Origin of the sequence: Spongiactinospora rosea (assembly GCF_003315795.1) — a bacterium.
GTDB lineage: Bacteria > Actinomycetota > Actinomycetes > Streptosporangiales > Streptosporangiaceae > Spongiactinospora > Spongiactinospora rosea.
This window is the reverse complement of record NZ_QMEY01000010.1, coordinates 68,154-87,141: the sequence shown is the minus strand read 5'-3', so window position 1 is coordinate 87,141 and position 18,988 is coordinate 68,154. Positions and strand designations below refer to the sequence as shown.

Annotated in this window: 16 protein-coding genes; 13 read left to right on the top strand and 3 right to left on the bottom strand. The window is 71.8% G+C overall.

The genetic code is table 11. The annotated features are described in order from the left end of the window. The first annotated feature begins 533 nt into the window (after positions 1–533). Positions 534–1,304 carry a cytidine/deoxycytidylate deaminase family protein gene (locus DP939_RS22920; protein ID WP_113982824.1) on the top strand — a complete coding sequence of 257 codons (771 nt, stop codon included), beginning with the start codon at positions 534–536 and terminating at the stop codon, positions 1,302–1,304. Between the two features lie 42 nt (positions 1,305–1,346). Here DP939_RS22920 and DP939_RS22915 read toward each other — a convergent pair whose 3' ends face one another. Then, on the bottom strand, positions 1,347–2,018 hold the full coding sequence (locus tag DP939_RS22915; protein ID WP_113982823.1) for a GbsR/MarR family transcriptional regulator: 672 nt from the start codon (positions 2,016–2,018) through the stop codon (positions 1,347–1,349). Between the two features lie 203 nt (positions 2,019–2,221). Between DP939_RS22915 and DP939_RS22910 the strand changes: the two genes are divergently transcribed. Continuing rightward, positions 2,222–3,376, top strand: coding sequence for a serine hydrolase domain-containing protein (locus DP939_RS22910; RefSeq protein ID WP_113982822.1), 1,155 nt, complete (start codon positions 2,222–2,224; stop codon positions 3,374–3,376). A 3-nt stretch (positions 3,377–3,379) separates the two neighbouring features. Here the strand turns inward: DP939_RS22910 and DP939_RS22905 are convergent, their stop codons facing one another. Together DP939_RS22905 and DP939_RS22900 are read right to left on the bottom strand one after the other, a co-directional pair. Next, positions 3,380–4,726: a serine/threonine-protein kinase gene (locus tag DP939_RS22905; protein ID WP_158578660.1), complete on the bottom strand. Its 1,347-nt coding sequence runs from the start codon at positions 4,724–4,726 to the stop codon at positions 3,380–3,382. A gap of 64 nt (positions 4,727–4,790) precedes the next feature. Continuing rightward, the gene (locus DP939_RS22900) at positions 4,791–6,620 is read right to left on the bottom strand and encodes an AfsR/SARP family transcriptional regulator (RefSeq protein WP_158578659.1); all 1,830 of its coding nucleotides are present in this window, start codon (positions 6,618–6,620) and stop codon (positions 4,791–4,793) included. Between the two features lie 290 nt (positions 6,621–6,910). Here DP939_RS22900 and DP939_RS22895 point away from each other — a divergent pair, with 290 nt between their 5' ends. The 11 genes from DP939_RS22895 to DP939_RS48790 are packed head-to-tail and all read left to right on the top strand — an operon-like array spanning position 6,911 to position 18,899. Further along, on the top strand, positions 6,911–8,371 hold the full coding sequence (locus DP939_RS22895; protein WP_113982819.1) for an amino acid adenylation domain-containing protein: 1,461 nt from the start codon (positions 6,911–6,913) through the stop codon (positions 8,369–8,371). Then, complete coding sequence (locus DP939_RS22890; protein ID WP_113982818.1) at positions 8,368–8,586, top strand: phosphopantetheine-binding protein; 219 nt, start codon at positions 8,368–8,370, stop codon at positions 8,584–8,586. Before DP939_RS22895 ends, DP939_RS22890 begins: the two co-directional genes overlap by 4 nt. Beyond that, positions 8,583–9,905, top strand: coding sequence for a flavin monoamine oxidase family protein (locus DP939_RS22885; RefSeq protein ID WP_113982817.1), 1,323 nt, complete (start codon positions 8,583–8,585; stop codon positions 9,903–9,905). Before DP939_RS22890 ends, DP939_RS22885 begins: the two co-directional genes overlap by 4 nt. Next, complete coding sequence (locus DP939_RS22880; RefSeq protein ID WP_113982816.1) at positions 9,902–11,611, top strand: class I adenylate-forming enzyme family protein; 1,710 nt, start codon at positions 9,902–9,904, stop codon at positions 11,609–11,611. Before DP939_RS22885 ends, DP939_RS22880 begins: the two co-directional genes overlap by 4 nt. After that, positions 11,608–12,948, top strand: a complete 1,341-nt coding sequence (locus tag DP939_RS22875) for a KamA family radical SAM protein (protein WP_113982815.1) — start codon at positions 11,608–11,610, stop codon at positions 12,946–12,948. The genes DP939_RS22880 and DP939_RS22875 overlap by 4 nt, the downstream gene beginning before the upstream one ends. Continuing rightward, the gene (locus tag DP939_RS22870; protein ID WP_147268088.1) at positions 12,945–13,934 is read left to right on the top strand and encodes an ATP-grasp domain-containing protein; all 990 of its coding nucleotides are present in this window, start codon (positions 12,945–12,947) and stop codon (positions 13,932–13,934) included. Before DP939_RS22875 ends, DP939_RS22870 begins: the two co-directional genes overlap by 4 nt. Continuing rightward, positions 13,931–15,148, top strand: coding sequence for an AMP-binding protein (locus tag DP939_RS22865; RefSeq protein ID WP_158578658.1), 1,218 nt, complete (start codon positions 13,931–13,933; stop codon positions 15,146–15,148). Before DP939_RS22870 ends, DP939_RS22865 begins: the two co-directional genes overlap by 4 nt. Further along, a complete protein-coding gene (locus DP939_RS46270) occupies positions 15,145–16,413 on the top strand; it encodes an MFS transporter (protein ID WP_158578657.1) in 1,269 nt (422 codons plus the stop codon). Before DP939_RS22865 ends, DP939_RS46270 begins: the two co-directional genes overlap by 4 nt. After that, on the top strand, positions 16,410–17,264 hold the full coding sequence (locus DP939_RS22855; protein ID WP_113982812.1) for an SDR family NAD(P)-dependent oxidoreductase: 855 nt from the start codon (positions 16,410–16,412) through the stop codon (positions 17,262–17,264). Before DP939_RS46270 ends, DP939_RS22855 begins: the two co-directional genes overlap by 4 nt. Next, positions 17,261–17,629, top strand: coding sequence for a hydroxyphenylacetyl-CoA thioesterase PaaI (paaI, locus tag DP939_RS22850; protein WP_113982811.1), 369 nt, complete (start codon positions 17,261–17,263; stop codon positions 17,627–17,629). The genes DP939_RS22855 and paaI overlap by 4 nt, the downstream gene beginning before the upstream one ends. A 13-nt stretch (positions 17,630–17,642) precedes the next feature. After that, positions 17,643–18,899: a phenylacetate--CoA ligase family protein gene (locus DP939_RS48790; protein ID WP_113982810.1), complete on the top strand. Its 1,257-nt coding sequence runs from the start codon at positions 17,643–17,645 to the stop codon at positions 18,897–18,899. The last annotated feature ends 89 nt before the right edge of the window (positions 18,900–18,988 follow it).

Below are 18,988 nucleotides of genomic sequence, written 5' to 3'. Positions count from 1 at the left end.
TTCGACATCCACGATTTCGGGTGCCCGAAATCGAGCCTGGATCCACGACCTAAATTGGGGTAGTCGTTTTATGCACTGCACGCCTCAGCAGATGTCGATGCCGAGCGATCAGCCTGGGTGGCGACCGATGGCAACGCACTGTTGGGTATTGGCTCGAAGATCGGTCAGTTACTAGGCCGACGGAAGCGAACCCCGACGATCTTCGAGGCAGCGATTTTTTTCATCGTCGGGCGACTTCATAGTTTTGCGGGACTGCGATGGCCTTGCACAGGTGACCGGCCTTGTGAGGGCAGCAACGGGGCCTGAACCCGTCCCGGCGAACCCTGCCGGCCCCGGACCACCCACACTCGCCACCGCCATCGTGCAGGTAAAGTGCTCGCCGCCGCCCGCGTGGACGGCACCTGACCGTGCGCTGACCTCGGCGAAGTCCGGATGCGGACAGTATGTGATATTGCCATTGCTTAACGTGTTATAGCGACATATCGTGCGGTTACTCAGAGTAAATCGGGTCGGGGGTGGGGGGACGAACGTCCATGGGAATATGCACGATCCAACTGACATCCCGGTTCGCCGGAGGCGTTCACCCGCCGCCTCCGCCTCCGGGGAACAGCGCGGCCGCGCAGGGAGCGTTCCAGACGTGGCTCGCCTGGACCAACCAGCACGGGATCAACGACCTCGCCGCCAAGTGCGCGCAGAACCGTTCCGCGCAGGTCGCCCTGCAGCGTGAGAAGAGCACCGCCGCCAAACCGACCTGGGGCAACGCCTCCTGCTTCGCCGTGGTGGAGGTGGTCAAACGCCAGGGCAACGGCTTCATCGTGGCCGACGCCCCCGGCTGGAGCCAGAGCGACGACTCGCCCGAAGGGAAGGTACACGCCGAACGCAGCGCCATAGCGCACGCCTACAACCTGCTGGGCGAGGGCATCGAGGCGATCACCCGGATCTACGTCGAGCTGTCGCCGTGCGGGACGCGGGGCATCCGGCAGGCCGATTCGTGCATCGTGTGGCTGGCCACCATGGCGCCCAACGCGACCGTGATGTACAGCCACGAGCACCCGGACCAGGTCGACGCCTGGAAGAAGCTCAACGCCGCGATGGCGAACGAGCGGCCCATCTACGAGTTCGCGCCGAACTTCCTGAACGCCGGAGAGGTCAAGACGAGCTCTGACGGGCTGTACGTGCGGTGGCAGGGCAAGGAGCCGCGGGCGGGCTACCACGTGCCGGCGAAGAACCTGATGATCTTACTGGAGGGCGCCCAGCATCCGGTGGTCCCGATGGACGCCGGAGCCCGCGTGGACGGCACCTGACCCCTGGCGGGATCGATCAGAGACCCCCTCCCCGATGCGGCATCAGTGAATCCGGCGCCACTCCTCGGCCGCGCGCGCCATGGCCCGGCCGAGGTGGTCGAAGAAGTCGCCGACTTCGCGCAGCCGCATCCCCGCCGGTGAGGTAGGACCAAGGGTCTGGGCGCCGTGGCGGGCGAAGTCGGCCACCAGGGTGTTCTGGCGGGCGCCGACCACCCAGGCCCGGAACAGGGCGTCGGCGTCGATGACGTAGCGGTCTCGACGCCGGCGTGGGTCGCGCTCACGCCTGACCATCTCCTGCCGCTCCAGCTCGCCGATGGCCTTGGAGATCGAGGCGGGGCTGACCTGGAGCCGCCGGGTCAGCTCGGCGGCGGTGAGGCTGCCGCTGTCGGTGAGGTAGAGGCTCGCCAGCACGCGGGCGGTCATGCGGGACAGGCCGGTGGCGGCCAGGATGCCGGTGAACCGCTCCTCCAGCTCGCTGACCGCTGTGGGGTCGCGGTCGCCCGGAGCAGGGTGACTCCGCTTGGCACGCTCCTTGGTGGCCTCGTGCGCCCGGTCGGCCTGGTAGCCGGTGGGGCCGCCATTGCGGGCCACCTCGCGGGTGATGGTGGACAGCGGCCGGTTCAGGCGGAGGGCGATCTCGGTGTAGGTGAGCCCCTCCGCCAGCCCGTCGCCGATCTGCCTGCGCTCCTGCTGACTCAGCCTGCCTCCGGGCATCGGCGAAAGCCCTTCCCCTTCGTGTCGATGTGGTCGGCCCAGTCTTGCATTCGCCGCCATCTCATTGCAAGTATTTCCCCTTGCTTTCACGCTCAGGCCATTGCAATTAGCCTCATATAGCGTGCTTCAGCGTTGACAATAGAGTGAACGCAAACTAGCTTTTCGCATGTTGTGAACGGTTAGTGGGAAGGGAACCGATTTCGATGTTCGCAAAAGCCGCGAAAGCCGCACAAGCAAGCCTGCTCATCGCCGCGAGCCTGGTCACCACGGCTTTGCCCGCCTCCGCGTCGCCCGCCCCCGGCCACCCCGAGGTGCAGCGTGTGCTTGAGCAGGCCGTGACCAACAAGCTCACGCCCGGAATGATCGCCGAGATCCGTGACGGCCGGCAGGTGTGGTCCGGTACCGCGGGAATGTCCGACACCGAGACCGGCCGCAGGCGTCACCATAACGAGCGCTTCCGCATCGGCAGCGCCACCAAGGCGTTCACCTCGACCGTGGTGCTCAAGCTGGTCTCGGAGGGCAGGCTGGGCCTGGACGACGCCGTGGGACAGCACCTGCCCGGCCTGTTCACCGGCACCGCCTACCAAGCCGACAAGATCACCATCCGGCAGTTGCTCAACCAGACCAGCGGCCTGTACGCCTACACCCACGACCCCGACTTCGTCCGGCTCGGCGTGGGCGAGGAATGGTTCGAGCACCGCTACGACACCTACACCCCCGAGCAACTGATGAAGATCGCCCTCAAGCACCCGCCGGTCAACCAGCCCGGCGAGCGCTTCTGGTACTCCAACACCAACTACATTCTCGCCGCCATGATCGTCGAGAAGGTGACCGGACGCCCCTTCGCCCAGGAGCTGAACCGGATCGTCATCCGTCCGCTGCGCCTGACCGGCACCTCCCTGCCCGGCACCGGCTCCAAGATCCGGGGTCCGCACCCGGTGCACTACTCCACCCTGTACTCCCAGGACCCGAACCCGGTCATCTACGACGCCACCGAGATGAACCAATCCTCCACCTGGACCGCCGGCGGCCTGATCTCCACCGCCGGCGACCTCAACCGCTTCTTCTCCGCCCTGTTCGGCGGCCGGCTGCTTCCGGCCGCGCAGCTCCGCGAGATGCTCACCACCGTCTCCACCGACAACTCCGGCTGGCTTCCCGACACCAGGTACGGTCTGGGCGTCTTCACTCAGAAACTGCCCTGCGGGGTGAGCGTCTGGGGCAACGGCGGCGCCACCTACGGCTCCTGGAACTACGCCATGGGCACCCTGGACGGCAAGCACCGCCTGGCCACCCAGGTCAATGGTGACTGGGCGCCGCTGAGCCTCTTCAACGACGTGCTGAGCGCCGAATTCTGCTAGTGGTCAGCCGGGCCTGGTCAGTGTGCCGAGGATGGCGAAATCGATGGTGCGAGTGATCTTGTTCTCGCCGTGGCCGCTGTAGTTGAAATCCAGAACACCCTGGCCCAGGGTCAAGGTGATGGAGCCGTTGCGCGGGCAGTTGCCGCGCATCGTCGCCCGCTTCAGGGTGGCGACCTCGCCCACCACCTTGACCAGGCGGGAGGTGGCGACGCAGCGGTACTCCAGGTAGTGCTCGGTGATCTGCTCGGCCGAGACGTCGAGGCGCAGTCTGTCGCTCGCGCCCGGGGCGTAATCGACGTCCCCCTGCCAGGTGCCCCTGAAGGCGGCGGGGAAGGTGCGCAGCGCCGACGTCGGGGTCGGGGTCGGGGTGGGCGCCGGAGTCGGCGTCGGCGTCGCGACAGGGGTCACGGTGGGCGTGGTCGTGGGGGGTACGGCGGTGGCGCCGCGCGGGAGTACGACGAGCGCGACGGTCACCGCGACGGCCACGGCCACCACCGCGCCGCCGACCGCCACCCGCTGCACGATCCGCTCCCGGTCCACCACCTTCGTGGGCGGCGGTTCGGAGGCGGGGGTGCCCATCAGGCCGAGGCAGATGTCCACCATCGTGGGCCGGGCGGCCGGGTCCTTGGCCAGGGCGGCGCGGACGATCGAGCGCAGCGGCTCCTCAAGTACCGAGACGTCCGGTTCGCCGGTGAGGATCCGGTGCATGACCGCCGGGATCGTGTCACTGCCGAACGGCGGCAGCCCGGTGGCCGCGTACAACATCACACAGCCCCAGGCGAACACGTCGGCGGGCGGTGCCGCCTTGTGCCCCGCGAACTGCTCCGGGGCCATGAAGCTGGGCGTCCCGAGAACCTGGCTGGTCTGGGTCGTCGGGTCGGTGAGCGAGCGGGCGATCCCGAAGTCGATCACGCGCGGCCCGTCCGGGCCGAGCAGGACGTTGCCCGGCTTGAAGTCCCGGTGGACCACCCCGGCCCGGTGGACGGCCGCCAGCGCCGTGGCCGTGGCCACCGCGAGGCGCTGGAGGTCGGCCCCTGCGCGTACGCCCGCCCGGGCCAGCGACGGCCCTTCGACGTACTCGCTGACCAGGTACGGCGGATCGGCCAGCGGATCGGCGTCCACGATCCGCGCCACACAGAACGGCGCGACGCTCCGCGCCGCCGCGATCTCCCTGGCCAGCCGCTCGCGGGCCCGGCCATCGGCACCGTCGCCGCGCAGGACCTTCACCGCCACCCGCCCGGCGGGCCCCTCCCCCAGGTAGACGATCCCCTGCCCACCATCACCGAGCCGCCCGAGCAGCCGGTGCGCGCCCACCTGATCCGGGTCGCCCGGCCGTAACGGCTCGGCCACGTCCGCCTCCTCGCTGCCGCCCAACGGCGATCATACGCATCCGAGCCCGTCACCGCCCCAGTGCTCAGTCGGCCAGGACGTTCAGGGCGCGGTCGCGGGCGTACTCGCGCATCAGGTCGTGGAAGGTGTAGCGGCCGGGCGCGCACTCCTCGATGAGGTGGGCGGCGGCGAGGCCGCCGAGCAGGCGTTCGGTCTCGGCGGGGGCGGTACCGGTCAGGGCGGCGGCCTCGCCCGCGGTGAAGGCGGGGTGCGGGATCAGGCCGAGCAGGCGGAACAGGCGGCGGGACGGCGGGTCCAGGCGCTGGTAGGACAGGTCGAAGGCGGCGCGGACGGCCGCGCGTGGGTCTCCGTTCAGGGAGAGGGTGGCTAATCGCGGACCGGTCAGCCTGCGTACCTGATCACCGACGTCCGCGCCCGGCCGGGACAGGATGCCCGCCGCGGCGATGCGCAGCGCGAGCGGCAGGTAGCCGCAGGCACGGGCGAGTTCGGTGGCGGCGTCCCGGTCGGCGGACAGGCGTTCGTGGCCGAGGATCTTGCCGAACAGCGCGCCCGCCTCGTCGGGGGCCAGCAGGCCGAGCGGTACGGGCAGCGCGCCGTCCCTGGCGACGACCCCGGCCAGGCGTTCCCGGCTGGTGATCACCGTGGCGCAGCGCCCGCCGCCGGGCAGCAGCGGGCGGACCTGCTCCTCGGAGGCGGCGTTGTCCAGGATCACCAGGACCCGCCGGTCGGCGAGCAGGCTGCGGTAGGCGGCGGTGGCCTCCTCGACGGTGTCGGGGACCCGATCGGCCGGTACGCCGAGCGCGCGCAGCAGTCGGCCGAGGGCCCGGAGCGGGCGCAGCGGCCGTTCCGGCGAGTATCCGTGCAGGTCAACGTAGAGCTGGCCGTCCGGGAAGCGGGCGCGGACCCGGTGGCCCCAGTGCACGGCCAGCGCGGTCTTGCCGACCCCGCCGCCTCCGGTCACCACCGCGATCGACGCCGCCTCGCCATCAGCGGCGGCCGAGTCCAGCAGGCGCAGTTCGCGCGCCCGGCCGGTGAACTGGCCGGGGTCGGGCGGGAGCTGCGCGGGCACCGCGGCGGGCTCGGGACCGGCATCGGGGACCGCGTACAGAGTCGGGGAGCGGCCGGCGGGAACGTTCCCGCGCAGGATGCGCTGCCGCAACTGCCGGAGCTCCGGTCCGGGGTCCAGGCCCAGCTCGTCCACCAGCCTGCGGCGGGTGCGCTCGTACCGTTCCAGCGCGTCCACCCGCCGCCCGGTGCGGCAGAGCGCCAGCATCAGCAGCGCGACCAGCCGCTCCCGGAACGGGTGCTCGGCGACCAGCGTGATCAGCTCGGGCACCAGCGTGGCGTCGTGCCCGGCGCGGACCTCGGCGTTCAGGCACTCCTCGGTGATCGCCAGCCGTTCCTCGTCGAGGGAGTCGCGCAGCCGGTCCAGCAGTTCCCCGCCGGAGATCCCGGTCAGCGGCTCGCCCCGCCACAGTTCCAGCGCGTGCCGCAGCCCGGCGGCCCGCGCCTCGTCGGTCTCGGCGGCCCGCGCCTTGCCGACCGAAACTCGGAATTCGTGGACATCGACCTGTTCGGCGGGGAGGGTGAGCAGGTATCCCTGCGGGGAGTACGCGATCGTCACGCCGGCCCGCCCGAGGGCCACCCGCAGCCGCGAGACGTACCCCTGGACGAGGCTGCGCGCGCCCGCCGGGGCCCGTTCGCCCCACAGTCCGTCGATCAGCCGTTCCATCGCGACGACCCGGCCCGCGTCCAGCGCGAGCAGCGCGAAGGCGGCCCGCTGCCGGGGCGGCCCGAGCGAGATCTCCTGGCCTTTCTCCCAGGCCCGGACCGAACCGAGTAATCCGATCATCAGCGTGGGCCGCTGCTCTGGCGCTTGTGCTTGTGCCGACATGTCGCTCCCTTCTTCCTTGCGAATGCGATTACCGGCAGTCATAGGAGAGGCACAAGTCGCAGTCCAGCCGAAATCCTGACCGGATCAGGCCGACGTGCAGCGTATCCCGGCACGCTGAGCCCGCATCCGACAGTTCAAACCTTCTCGACGGTTCATATGAGGGGTCGCGCGGCTCATATGAGGGGCCACGGGCCGAAGAAATCGCCCTGCGGCCGGCGCCGGATCGCCTTTCCCGCAGTCCGCGTCCCTTCCGGAAAGAGGCAGCATTGTCATATCCGCAGCACGATGTGATGAGGGCCTTCGCCGAGGCGGCGGCCCGCCATCCGGACCGGCCGGCGCTGGTCCACGGCGGGGTCGTCCTGACCTACGCCGAGCTGGACGCCTGGGCCGGCGCGACGGCACGGCGGCTCGGGCCCCGGCCTGGAACGGTCGCGGTACCGGCGGTTCGCGCCCCGGCCACGGTGGTCGCGCTGCTCGGCGTACTGGCGGCGGGCGGCACGTACGTGCCCATCGACCCGATGCACCCGCCGGCCAGGCAGCACGAACTGATCGCCGCGAGCGGCTGCACGGCGGCGATCGGCACCGGGGCTGTCCCGTACGGCGTGCGTCAGGTGGCCCTCCCCGGGCCCGGGTCCGGACCATGCGAAATGGCCCCTGTCGCGGACGACGACCCCGCGTACGTCCTGTTCACCTCGGGCTCGACCGGGGCGCCCAAGCCGGTGGTCACCCCGCGCCGGGCGATCGGCGTGGTGGCGGGCGCGCTGCGCGAGCTGTTCGGCATCACGCCCGCCGACCGCGTGCTCCAGTTCGCCTCACTGAACTGGGACACCTGCCTGGAGGAGATCCTGCCCGCGCTCACCACGGGCGCGGCGCTGGTCTTCAGCGACGACGCGCACTCCGGGTCGTTCCGGCGGATGCTGCGCGCGATCGAGACCGAGCGGGTCACCGTGCTCGACCTCCCCTCCGCGTTCTGGCACGAGCTCGTCCGCCACCTGGTGGACGAGCGGGCCGCGCTGCCCCCCATGGTCCGGCTCGTCGTCATCGGCGGCGAGGCGGTGAGCGCGGCCCGGCTCGCGGACTGGACAAAGCTCCGCACGGACACCATTCGTCTGATCAACACCTATGGATGTACCGAAACCACACTGATCACGCACGCCGCCGAACTCACCGGGCCGGCCACCGGCAAGGTGCCGATCGGGCACCCGTTGCCGCACGTCAGGCAGTACATCGGCGCGGACGGCGAGCTGCTGATCGGCGGCCCGTCGCTGGCGCTGGGCTATCGCGGCCTGCCTGAGGCGACCGCCGAGCGGTTCGCCGAGCGCGACGGCGTCCGGTACTTCCGCACCGGTGACCGGGTCTCGACGCTGCCCGGCGGCATGCTCGTCCACGAGGGCCGGCTCGACCACGAGCTGAAGATCCGCGGGGTCCGGGTCGATCCGGGCGAGGTTGAGGGCCAGGTGGCCGCCCATCCGGGGGTGGGCGGGGTGGCCGTGGCCGGCGTGGCCACCGGCGACCACACGACCCTGGCCGCCTACGTCGTGCCCCGCGCGCAGTGGCCGGCCGATGACCTTTCCGCCGACGTCCTGAAATTCCTGCGCGACCGCGTACCGGCCCATCTGGTGCCGGGCCGGATCACCGTCGTGCCGGAACTCGTGTACACGCCGAGCGGAAAGGCCGACCGGGCCGGTACGCACCGCAGATATGCCGAAGGAAATCAGAAGAACACCACCCCCAAGGAGGCCGTTTCGTGAATGCCGACGCACTCGCCGACCTTTTCCGCCGTGTGCTGGAAAACCCCGACGTCAGCGCGGACAGTGACTTCTTCGTCAGCGGCGGTGATTCGCTGCTGGCCACCCGCGTGCTGAGCGGCATCGCCCGGGACTGCGGCGTCGAGCTGGGTTTCGACGATTTCCTTTCCGCGCCCACGCCCGGCGCGCTGGCCGAGAAGATCGCGAGCCGGGGATGAGCGTCGTCGTCGTGGGAGCCGGTCTCGCCGGGCTCACCGCCGCCTCCGCCCTCGTGGCCCGGGGCGTCGAGGTGACCGTGCTGGAGGCCCGCGACCGGGTGGGCGGCCGGACGTACGGTCTTGAGGTCGCGCCGGGCTTGTGGGCCGACGCGGGCGCGGCGTACTTAGGTCACCGGCACACCGAACTGATCGCCCTCCTGGCCGGACTGGACCTCAAGACCACCCCCACCGCGATGGACGGCGACAGCCGGTTCGAGCTGGGCGGCGACGTCGAGACCAGGGCGGGCCGCTTTCCTCCGCTGTCGGCGGTGGCGCTCGGCGAGCTGTTCGACGCGCTCACCGACCTGTGCGCGAAGATCCGCGTGGACGCGCCCTGGCTGACCCCGGACGCCGCCGCGCTGGACGGGCGGACCGCCGCCGACTGGGCCGCCGAGCACCTGCGGCACCCGGACGCGCGCCGGTTCTTCCCGCTGTTCCTGGGCGAGATGATGGCCGCCGACCCGGCCGCGGTGTCGGTCCTGCACATGGCGTTCTACCTGAGTTCCGGGGGCGGGCTGCGGTACCTGAACGCGTTCGCGGGCGGCGCGCAGGAGGACCGGATCGACGGCGGCGCGCACCAGGTGTGCGAGCGGCTGGCCGCCGGGCTCGACGTACGTCTCGGCGAGCCGGTGCGGGCGATCCACCAGGACGCCGGCGGCGTGACCGTGGTGTCGGCGTCAGGGCAGGTCAGGGCAGACGCCGTGGTGGTCGCGGTGCCGCCCGCGCTGGCCGCCGCGATCGACTTCCGGCCCGGCCTGGCGGTGCCCCGGGCGCGGTCCGCCACCGCGCCGGGCTGCGCGGTCAAGGTCCATCTGATCTATCCGCGGCCGGTGTGGCGGGAGTACGGGCTGTCCGGCTGGACGGTCAACGCGACAGGCCCGCTGCTGTCCACCGTGGACGACTCGCCGCCGGACGGCGGCGCGGGCGTGCTGACCGGCTTCGTGACCGGGGCGGAGGCACACCGGTTCGCCGCGCTGCCCGCCGCCGAGCAGCGCGAACGGGTGCTGGCCCAGGCCGCCCGGCTGTTCCCCGAACTGCCCGCCCCAGAGCGGGTCCACGTCACCGACTGGCTCGGCGAGGAGTACAGCCGCGGCTGCTACGCCGCGCTGTTCGGGCCCGGGGACTGGGGCGTGCTCGGCCCCGGCCTCACCAGCCCGCACGGCCGCGTCCACTGGGCCGGCACCGAGACCAGCACGGAGTTCTTCGGGCTCATGGAAGGCGCGATCCGCTCGGGACACCGGGCGGCCAAGGCAATAGCCGAAACACAGGAGGAGCAATGACGGAGACCATGCCCATCGCCATGTCCATCGCCCCGCTCGCCGTACGGCAGGCGTTCATGACCGAACCCGGTCTGGGCGCGGGCAACTTCCTGGACCACGCCCTGGCGGCCAACCCGAACCGCGGCGTGCCGTTCGTCTACAGCCACCACGAGGACCACCGCGGCGGCGTGGTGCTGCGCGGGCACAGCCTGACCGACCTGGCCGCGCTGCGCGACCGGTACGCGAAGTGGTACCGGGCCAACGGCGTACGCCCCGGCGAGCCGGTGGCCATCGTCGTCGCCGAGGGGCTGGAGCCGCTGATCCACTTCCTCGCGCTGACCGCGCTGGGCGCGATCCCTGCACTGGTCAACGATGCGATGCGGACCGACGTCATGGTCCGCTACCTGGACCACGTGGGCGTGGTCGGCATCGTCGCCGACGACACGACCAGGCTGCTGCTCGCGTACCGGGACGACCCGGCCCGCCGTCCCCGGTTCATCGCGCTGTCCGCCGAGGTCGGGGCGCACGACGCGGCGTCCGGCGAGCTGCCCGAGGAGTATCCGCACCGGCACGCGCCCGACGACCTCGTGGCGCTGATCCACTCCTCCGGCACGACCGGCACGCCGAAGTCCACCACGCTGGGCCACCGCAGCTTCTGGGACGGCAAACAGCAGCGGATGGTGCGCTTCCCGGCCGAGCCGTACGACAGGCTGATGTCGCTGATGCCGCACACCCACGCGGGCGGGCTCAGCTACTTCCTGACCGCCGTGCTGCTCGGACTGCCGACCGTGGTCATGTCGGACTGGCGGCGCGCGGCCGTGGAACCGGTGATGGAGGCGTTCCAGCCGACCATGGTGGCCTCGTTCCCGAGGACGTTCGTGGAGCTGGCCACCGGCGAGCCGCCGGCCAAGGCCGCGGCGAAGGTGCACACCTGGTTCAACACCGGGGACAGCGCGCACTACGGGCACATCAGGAGGCTGGTCCGGCTCGGGGAGCGTCCGGCCGGGCTGATCAAGCCGTGGCTGCTGCCCGGCGGCGGCCCGGACGACGAGCCGCGGCCCGGCTCGCAGTTCATCGACGGGCTGGGCTCGTCGGAGATGGGGATGGCGCTGTTCGGCCAGGTCACCACGCCTGAGTCGGAGCGGTCCGACCGCTGTGTGGGCCGGGCCCAGGAGGCGGTGATCAAGGCCGCGGTGCTGGACGAGAACGGCGACGAGGTGCCGGACGGCACGGTCGGCCTGCTCGGCGTGATCACCCCGTCGCGTACCCCCGGCTACTGGCACGACAAGCGGATGACCAGGAGCTTCGAGCTGAACGGCTACTGGCTGACCGGGGACGTGGCCTGGCGGGACGGCGAGGGCCGGTTCTACCACCTGGACCGTACGGTGGACGTGATCGACACCGCCGCCGGGCCGGTCTACAGCCTCCCGGTGGAGGAGGTGCTGATCGCCGACTGCGCGGACATCGTGCAGGACTGCGCGGTGGTCGGCATCCCCTCGGGCGAGGGTCAGCGGCCGATCGCCGTGGTGCGGCCCCAGGCCGAGGCGGCGGGCGTGACCGCCGAGGACGTACGCGAGCAGGCGAACAAGGCCCTGGCCGACGCGGGCCTGGCCCCGCTGGCCGCGGTGATCATCGCCCGCGGCGACGACGAGTATCCGCTCGGCCCCACCGGCAAGGTGCTCAAGCGGGAGCTGCGCACCCGCCACGCCGGGCTGCTGGCCGGATGAGCGCCGACCCGTACGTATACGTGCGCCGGCCGCTCACCGAGCCGGACTGGCGGCGGCTGCCCGGCTGGCGCGACGTCACCGTGGCGCAGTGGCGCGACGCCCAGTGGCAGCGGGCGCACTGCGTCAAGGACGCGCGGCAGCTCCGCGCGGTCGTCGGCGACCTGCTGCACGAGTCGTTCTACGCCGACCTCGCGGCCGACGCCGAACGGTTCGCGACCATGCCGGTGCTGGTCACGCCGCAACTGCTCAACGTGATGGCGGGCGAGGCCGCCACCTTCACCGAGGACTTCCTGGCCGACCCGGTGCGCAGGTACCTGATGCCGGTGCGGTCCGACCGGCACCCGGAGTGGCCCAGCCACCCGTACGCCCAGCGCGACTCGCTGCACGAGGCCGAGATGTGGGCCGTGGAGGGGCTGACCCACCGGTACCCGACCAAGGTGCTGGCCGAGCTGCTGTCCACCTGCCCGCAGTACTGCGGGCACTGCACCCGGATGGACCTGGTCGGCACCTCGACCCCGCAGGTGACCAAGGCCAGGCTCACGCTGCGGCCGGTGGACCGGCAGGAGCTGATCCTGGACTACCTCAAGCGCACGCCCGGCGTGCGGGACGTGGTGGTCTCCGGCGGTGACCTGGCCAACCTGCCGTGGCCGCGGCTGGAGTCGTTCCTGACCCGGCTGCTGGAGCTGTCGTCGGTGCGGGACATCCGGCTGGCCACCAAGGCGCTGGTCGGGCTGCCGCAGCACTGGCTCCAGCCGGACGTGCTGGCGGGCATGGCCCGGGTGGCGGGCTTGGCCCGGCGGCGCGGGGTGAACCTCGCGGTGCACACCCACGCCAACCACGCGCGTTCGGTGACGCCGCTGGTCGCGGAGGCGGCGCGGGCGCTGCTGGACGCGGGCGTACGGGACGTGCGCAACCAGGGCGTACTGCTGCGCGGCTGCAACACCACCCCCGCCGACCTGCTGGACCTGTGCTTCGCCCTCCAGGACGAGGCGGGCATCCTGCCGTACTACTTCTACGTCTGCGACATGATCCCCAACGCCGAGCACTGGCGGACCCCGATCCACGAGGCGCAGCGGCTCCAGGAAGCGATCATGGGCTACCTGCCCGGCTACGCCACGCCCCGGATCGTCTGCGACGTGCCGTACGTCGGCAAGCGCTGGGTGCACCAGCTCGTGGAGTACGACCGGGAGCGCGGCGTCTCGTACTGGACCAGGAAGCACGGCCTCGGCCTGGGCGGGGACGGCGACCTCGACCGCGAGTACCCCTTTTACGACCCGATCGACACCCTGCCCGAGGCCGGCCGCCGCTGGTGGGCCGGCGGAGAGAGGCGACCATGAGCACGCTGCGCCGGATGTGCTGGATCTTCCCCGACCGGGAGTCCACCAGGGCCACCGCGATGTGGCACCCGTTCTTCTGGGACATGTACGCCGAGGTCGCCGCCGAACTCGGCCTCTCCTGGACCATGCACGCCCCCGACGCGGTGACCGTGGACGGCCTGCGCCCCGGCGAGCCGCGCGTCTACGTGGACGGCGAGCGGGTCACCCCGGCCGACACGCTGTTCATCACCGCGCTGTACTCGCTGCCCTACCAGTCGATGGACGTTTTCAACCAGTACGCGCTGTACGCGGTGCTGGAGCAGGCCGGTTTCTACCTGCCGTTCCCGCCGTGGCTGTCGCCGATCGCGAACGACAAGCTGGCCACCGTCCTGCACCTGGCCGGCTCGCCCGTGCCGCCGATCCCGACCCTGCGCATCGGCACCGGCCGGGACGTCGGCAAGCACCTGTACGAGGTGGCGCTCGGCGGGCTCACGTACCCGGCGATCGTCAAGCCCGCGGGGTGGTGCGGCGGCGGCGGGGTGAACCTGGCCCGCGACGCCGAGGAGATCCGCGGCCTGGCCAGCCTGGCGCAGGGCGGGGACACGACGCTGGTCGTGCAGCCGTACCTGGGCGACGGGACGGTGGACTACCGGGTCTACGTCGTCGACGGCGAGCCGTACGCGGTGATGAAGCGCATCCCCGAGCCCGGCTCCCCGGTCGCCAACGCCAGCAGGGGCGGCGCGATGGAGTTCCCGCCGGTGCCGCCGGAGCTGGCCGAGGCCACCGCGTACTTCGCCGAGAAGCTGCCCATCCCCTTCTTCTGCGTGGACTTCCTGTTCGACGGCGAGCGGTACTGGTTCTCCGAGCTGGAGCCGGACGGGGTGATCGCCCCCGACTTCGGCGACCCCGCCCGCACGCTGCAACGCGACGTCACCCGGGCCCGCTGGATCGCGTACCGGGACGCCCATGCCCGCCACCACGACACCCGAGAGCTGGTGACCCTGTGAACGCGTTCTCCCTGACTCCCGCCGCGGCCGAGCCGCACCTGCACGTGGCCCGCCGGTCCCTGGACCGGCTGCGCGGCGTGCCCGCGCTCGCCGGCCGCTACGCCGGCCACGGCGAACCGCGCACGCTGGACGACCTGGCCGCGCTGCCCGCGCTGGTCAAGGACGACCTGAACGTGGCGCTGGCGCACCTGCGGCCGACCGCCGAGCGCGGCGCGACCTGGCTGTTCCAGAGCGGCGGCAGCACCGGCGCGCCCAAGGTCGGCTACGCGCCCACCGGCTTCTACATGCACGGCGTGTACGAACAGTGGCGCCCGCTGGACCGCGACGACGTGTTCGTCAACGCGTGGGGCGCGGGCCGGATGTGGGGCGCGCACTTCCTGGCGGCCGCGTTCGCCGACCTGTCCGGCTGCCAGGTGATCGCGCTGGGGTCGGTCGGCAGGGACGAGTACGGCGACTGGCTGTCCTTCTTCGCCGACCGGGAGGTGACCGCGTTCGGGGGGACGCCGAGCGTGCTGCGGCTGTGGTTCGCGCACGCCAGGGCCACCGGCGTGAAGCTGCCCGCGCTGCGCAAGGTGCTCTGGCTGGGCGAGGCGTGGCACCCCCAGCTCGACGAGGACATGGCGGCGGTGGCACCGGACGCCCGCCGCTGGGGGATGTTCGGCAGCACGGAGACGTGGGTGGCGGGGACCAACACGCCGCAGTGCCCGGCGGACGTGTTCCACCTGCTGCCGTCGCAGCTCGTCGGGATGGACGCGGACGGGCTGCTGGACTTCACCACGCTCGACCCGGACGTCCTCAACCCGGTGCTGCGATACCGGACCGGGGACGCGGGGCGGTTCGTGACGTGTACGTGCGGGCGGGAGGACCTCGCGCTGCGCATCCTCGGGCGGCGGGACTCGGTGGTGCAGGTACGGGGGCTGGGCCTGCACGTCGACGACATCGTGGCCCGCGCCGAACGCGAGCCGGGGGTCATCCGGGCGCAGGTGGTGATCAACGAGCGGCAGGGGCGGGTGGCCTCCGTGGACGTCCTGCTGCTCGCCGGTCCGGGGGCTTCGCCGGAACGACTGCGCCAGGACCTGATGGCGAGCACGTTCACGATCAGCACGGCCTTCCAGCACGACCCGGAGTCCTTCCGGGTGTCGGTGGTGGACGAGCTGATCAGCAACGGGCGCACCGGCAAGACCTCCGGCTTCGTCGTGCGGGAGGAGCCGTGAAGCTGCCGCGCGGCCTGGGCCTCGGACGGGAGTTCGGGCTGTTCTGGGCCGCGCAGTCGGTGAGCCTGGTCGGCGACAAGATCACGGTGTTCGTGGTCCCGACGCTGATGATCGTGGCGCTGGACGCGTCGCCGTTCGAGGTGGGCGTGGTGGCGATGGCCCAGTACCTCGGGATTCCGCTGCTCGGGCCGGTCGCCGGGGTGCTGGTGGACCGGTGGGACAAGCGCGCGACCCTGCTGGTGTGCGACCTCGTGCGGATGGCGGCGGTGCTGGCCGTTCCGCTGGCGTACTGGCTGGGGGTGCTGTCCACGCCGCTGCTGTTCGGGTGCGTGGCGCTGATCAGCGCGGCGACGATCTTCTTCAACATCGGGTACCTGGTCGCGGTGCCGGCCACGGTCCCCGAGGACGGGCTGGTGCGGGCGTACTCCCGGCTGGAGGGCAGCCGGACCGTGGCCGAGGTCGGCGGGCCGTCGATCGCCGGGGCGCTGTACCACGCCTTCGGGGTGGCCGCGCTGCTCGTGGACGCGGCCAGCTACCTGGTCTCGGCCGGGTGCGTGCGGGCGATGCGGCCGTGGGGCGGCGCGTCGGTGCCGGAGGGCGGGATGTGGGCGCGGCTGGTGCTCGGGTTCCGGCTGAACTGGGCCGATCCGGTGCTGCGCCGGGTGATCGTCGCCGCCGTGACGCTGAACTCGGGCGGGCCGATCTTCGTGACCGTGCTGCCGGTGCTGGCGTACCAGGGGTTCGGGCTCTCGGCGGGCGCGCTCGGCGCGGCCATGTCGGTGGCCGCGTGCGGCGCGGTGGTGGGCGCTCTGGTCGCCCCCCGGATCGGCGCCCGGCTCGGCCTCGGCCGCACCCTGGCCTGGGGTCTGCTGCTGCACTGCCTCGTCGGGCTCGGCATCCTCGCCGCGCCCGCGCTGCCCGCCGCGCCGGTGATCGCGGTGACGTTCGGCTGCTACGGCTTCTTCATGTCGTGCATCAACGTGTGCAGCGCGCCGATCCGGCAGTCCCGGATGAACGCCGACAACCAGGGCGTGATGCACGCGGCGTTCCGCACCGCGACGTGGGGGGTGATCCCGCTGGCCGCGCTGGTGGGCGGCACGGCGGTCACCCTGCTCACCGGGAGCATGGGCGTGCTCGGGGCCGCCCAGGCCGTCATGGTCGGCGGCACGCTGCTGGCCGCGTTCTCCTTCCTGCCCGCCATGCGCATCCAGCCGCTGCTGGACCGCGCCCGGCGGGACGCCGAACCCGCGGGGAGCCTGACATGACCACACTGCTGATCACCGGGACGTCCTCGGGCATCGGCCTGGCCACCGCCGTGGCCGCCGCCCGCGCCGGGTACACGGTGGTGGCCACGATGCGCGACCCTTCGGCGCGGGGCGCCGGGCTGCGGGCGGCGGCTGCGGAGGCCGGGGTCTCGGTGGACGTACGCCGGCTGGACATCACGGACGCCTCGTCCATCGCAGCCTGCATGGACGGGGTGCGGGAGACGTACGGCGGGCTGGACGCGCTGGTCAACAATGCCGGAATATCCAACTTCGACCCGACCATGGAGATGTCCACCATGGCCGCCCTGCGGGCCAACCTGGAGGTCAACTTCTTCGGGGTCGTGGCGGTGAGCCGGGTGGCGATGCCGATGCTGCGGGCCGCCCGGGGGCGGCTGCTGACCATCGGCAGCGTCCATGGGGTGGTGGGGCAGCCGTTCAACGAGGCGTACGCGGCGGCCAAGGCGGCGGTGGAGGGCTTCATGGAGAGCCTGGCGCCGGTCGCGGCCGAGCACGGGGTACGGGTCAGCGTGGTCGTGCCCGGGTTCGTCCGTGACACCCGGTTCGGGTACTTCCCGGACGTCAGCCGCAAGACGATCCGGCGGGACTCGGGGCCGTACGCGCCCGCGTTCGACCGCTACTTCGAGTGGGCGGTGAACGCCGGCTGGGCCACGGCCGGGCAGTCCGCCCAGGAGGTGGCCGAGGTCGTGGTGGGGGCGCTTCGGGACGTCGATCCGCCGTTCCGCATCCCGACCAGCGCGTGGGTGGCCGACTACCTGGCGGGCAAGCTCGCCGATGTCGACGGCTCCGGCGTACAGGCCATGGCCCGGAGCTGGCTCGGAGCCCCGGTATGACCGGGAACGACGCGGCCTGCCGGACGCTCGGCATCACCGTGGAGTCCGTCGGCCCGGGGCGTTCGCGGCTGCGGATGCGGGTCACCGCGGACATGGTGAACGGGCACGGCATGGCCCATGGCGGGTACGTGTTCCTGCTCGCCGACGCCGCCTTCGACCACGCCTGTAATGGTCACGGTCCTTTGACGCTGGCACAGAGCGCCCAGGTCACCTTCGTACGCCCGGCCATGCCCGGCGACGAGCTGGTCGCCGAGGCCACCGAACGGGTCAGGTACGGCAGGCACGGCGTGTACGACGTCACCGTGTCGCGGCCGTCCGGCCAGATCGTCGCGGAGTTCCGCGGCCAGAGCATCACTGTTTCCTGAAAGGAGGCGGCACATGCCCGCCCGACCGCTACGCGAACTGATCGACTTCGCCCGCCGTAACTCCCCCTTCTACGGCGAGCTGTACCGCGACCTCCCCCAGGGGGTCGCCGAACTGACCGACCTGCCGGTCATCGACCAGACCGCCTTCTGGGCGGCCAACACCTGGCCGGACAACCGGCTGCTCACCGGCCCGCTGACCGACGCCGCCATCTACACCTCGGGCGGTACGACGGGCGCGCCGAAGTTCTCCCCGTGGACCCGCACCGAACACGCCGACTCGGTGACGGCCTTCGGGGCGGGGATGGTCGCGGCCGGGCTGCGGCCGGGGCACCGGGTGGCGAACCTGTTCCTGGCCGGGGAACTGTACGGCGGGTTTCTGTACATCGAGCACTCGCTGCACAACGCGCCTGTGGAGAACGTCCGGCTGCCGATCGCGGGGCACGCGGCCGACGACTTCATCGCGGGCCTGATCGGCACCCTCGGCATCAACGTCCTGGCCGGCCTCCCCAACAAACTCGCCCGGGTGGCCGATGCGGTTTCGCTCGACGGTGGAGCCGCCGACTCAGTGGAACTCCTCCTCTTCGCGGGCGACCTGCTCTTCGACGACCTGCGGCCGGTACTGGCCAAGGCGTTCCCCCGGGCGTCGATCGCCTCCCTGGGGTACGCCTCGGTGGACGGCGGCCTGATCGGCGGCCCGGTCCCGGGCGGCGACGTCCGTGTCCACGAGGCCTTTCCCAACCGCACCGTGGTCGAACTGATCGACGAGGCCACCGACACCCCGATCACTGAGCCTGGCCGCCCCGGCCGGGTCGTGGTCACCAACCTGTTCCGGACTTTGATGCCCATCATCCGCTACCCCGTCGGCGACCTCGCCGAGTGGACCGACGCGGAGTGCCGCAGGTTCCGCCTCGTCGGCCGTACCACCGAGGGCGCCCGGGTGGCCAACGTCCCCATGGGCGTCGCCGACATCCGCAAGGTCCTCACCGAGGCCGCCCCCACCCTGGCGGGCTCCCAACTCCAACTCGTCCAACGCCGCTGGAACGGCCGCGACGGCCTCCTCCTCCGCATCTCCTCCACCTCAGAGCCCCCCACCGCCCTGACCGGCCAGTTGATCGAGGCCATCTACGCCGCCAAGCCCATGTACCCCGAAAGCATCGCCGCCGGCACCGTCCACCCGTTGTCCATCGAATGGACCCACCCGTCGGCCTTGGCCCTCCACCCCCGCAGCGGCAAAGTCCTCCCCGTAGTAGACGAACGCCCCCACACGTAATCAGCCGGCGCGCCCGGCGGATTCAGCACAAGACCCCCGGGCGCGCCCCCCACACACCAAAAAGCCGCGCTCCCGCGCGCAATCGCCTT

Bases quoted from the DNA above. Each gene is read 5' to 3' on its own strand.
- DP939_RS22920 (WP_113982824.1), top strand. From the start codon at position 534: ATGGGAATATGCACGATCCAACTGACATCCCGGTTCGCCGGAGGCGTT.
- DP939_RS22915 (WP_113982823.1), bottom strand. From the start codon at position 2,018: ATGCCCGGAGGCAGGCTGAGTCAGCAGGAGCGCAGGCAGATCGGCGAC.
- DP939_RS22910 (WP_113982822.1), top strand. From the start codon at position 2,222: ATGTTCGCAAAAGCCGCGAAAGCCGCACAAGCAAGCCTGCTCATCGCC.
- DP939_RS22900 (WP_158578659.1), bottom strand. From the start codon at position 6,620: ATGTCGGCACAAGCACAAGCGCCAGAGCAGCGGCCCACGCTGATGATC.
- DP939_RS22895 (WP_113982819.1), top strand. From the start codon at position 6,911: ATGAGGGCCTTCGCCGAGGCGGCGGCCCGCCATCCGGACCGGCCGGCG.
- DP939_RS22885 (WP_113982817.1), top strand. From the start codon at position 8,583: ATGAGCGTCGTCGTCGTGGGAGCCGGTCTCGCCGGGCTCACCGCCGCC.
- DP939_RS22880 (WP_113982816.1), top strand. From the start codon at position 9,902: ATGACGGAGACCATGCCCATCGCCATGTCCATCGCCCCGCTCGCCGTA.
- DP939_RS22875 (WP_113982815.1), top strand. From the start codon at position 11,608: ATGAGCGCCGACCCGTACGTATACGTGCGCCGGCCGCTCACCGAGCCG.
- DP939_RS22870 (WP_147268088.1), top strand. From the start codon at position 12,945: ATGAGCACGCTGCGCCGGATGTGCTGGATCTTCCCCGACCGGGAGTCC.
- DP939_RS22855 (WP_113982812.1), top strand. From the start codon at position 16,410: ATGACCACACTGCTGATCACCGGGACGTCCTCGGGCATCGGCCTGGCC.
- paaI (WP_113982811.1), top strand. From the start codon at position 17,261: ATGACCGGGAACGACGCGGCCTGCCGGACGCTCGGCATCACCGTGGAG.
- DP939_RS48790 (WP_113982810.1), top strand. From the start codon at position 17,643: ATGCCCGCCCGACCGCTACGCGAACTGATCGACTTCGCCCGCCGTAAC.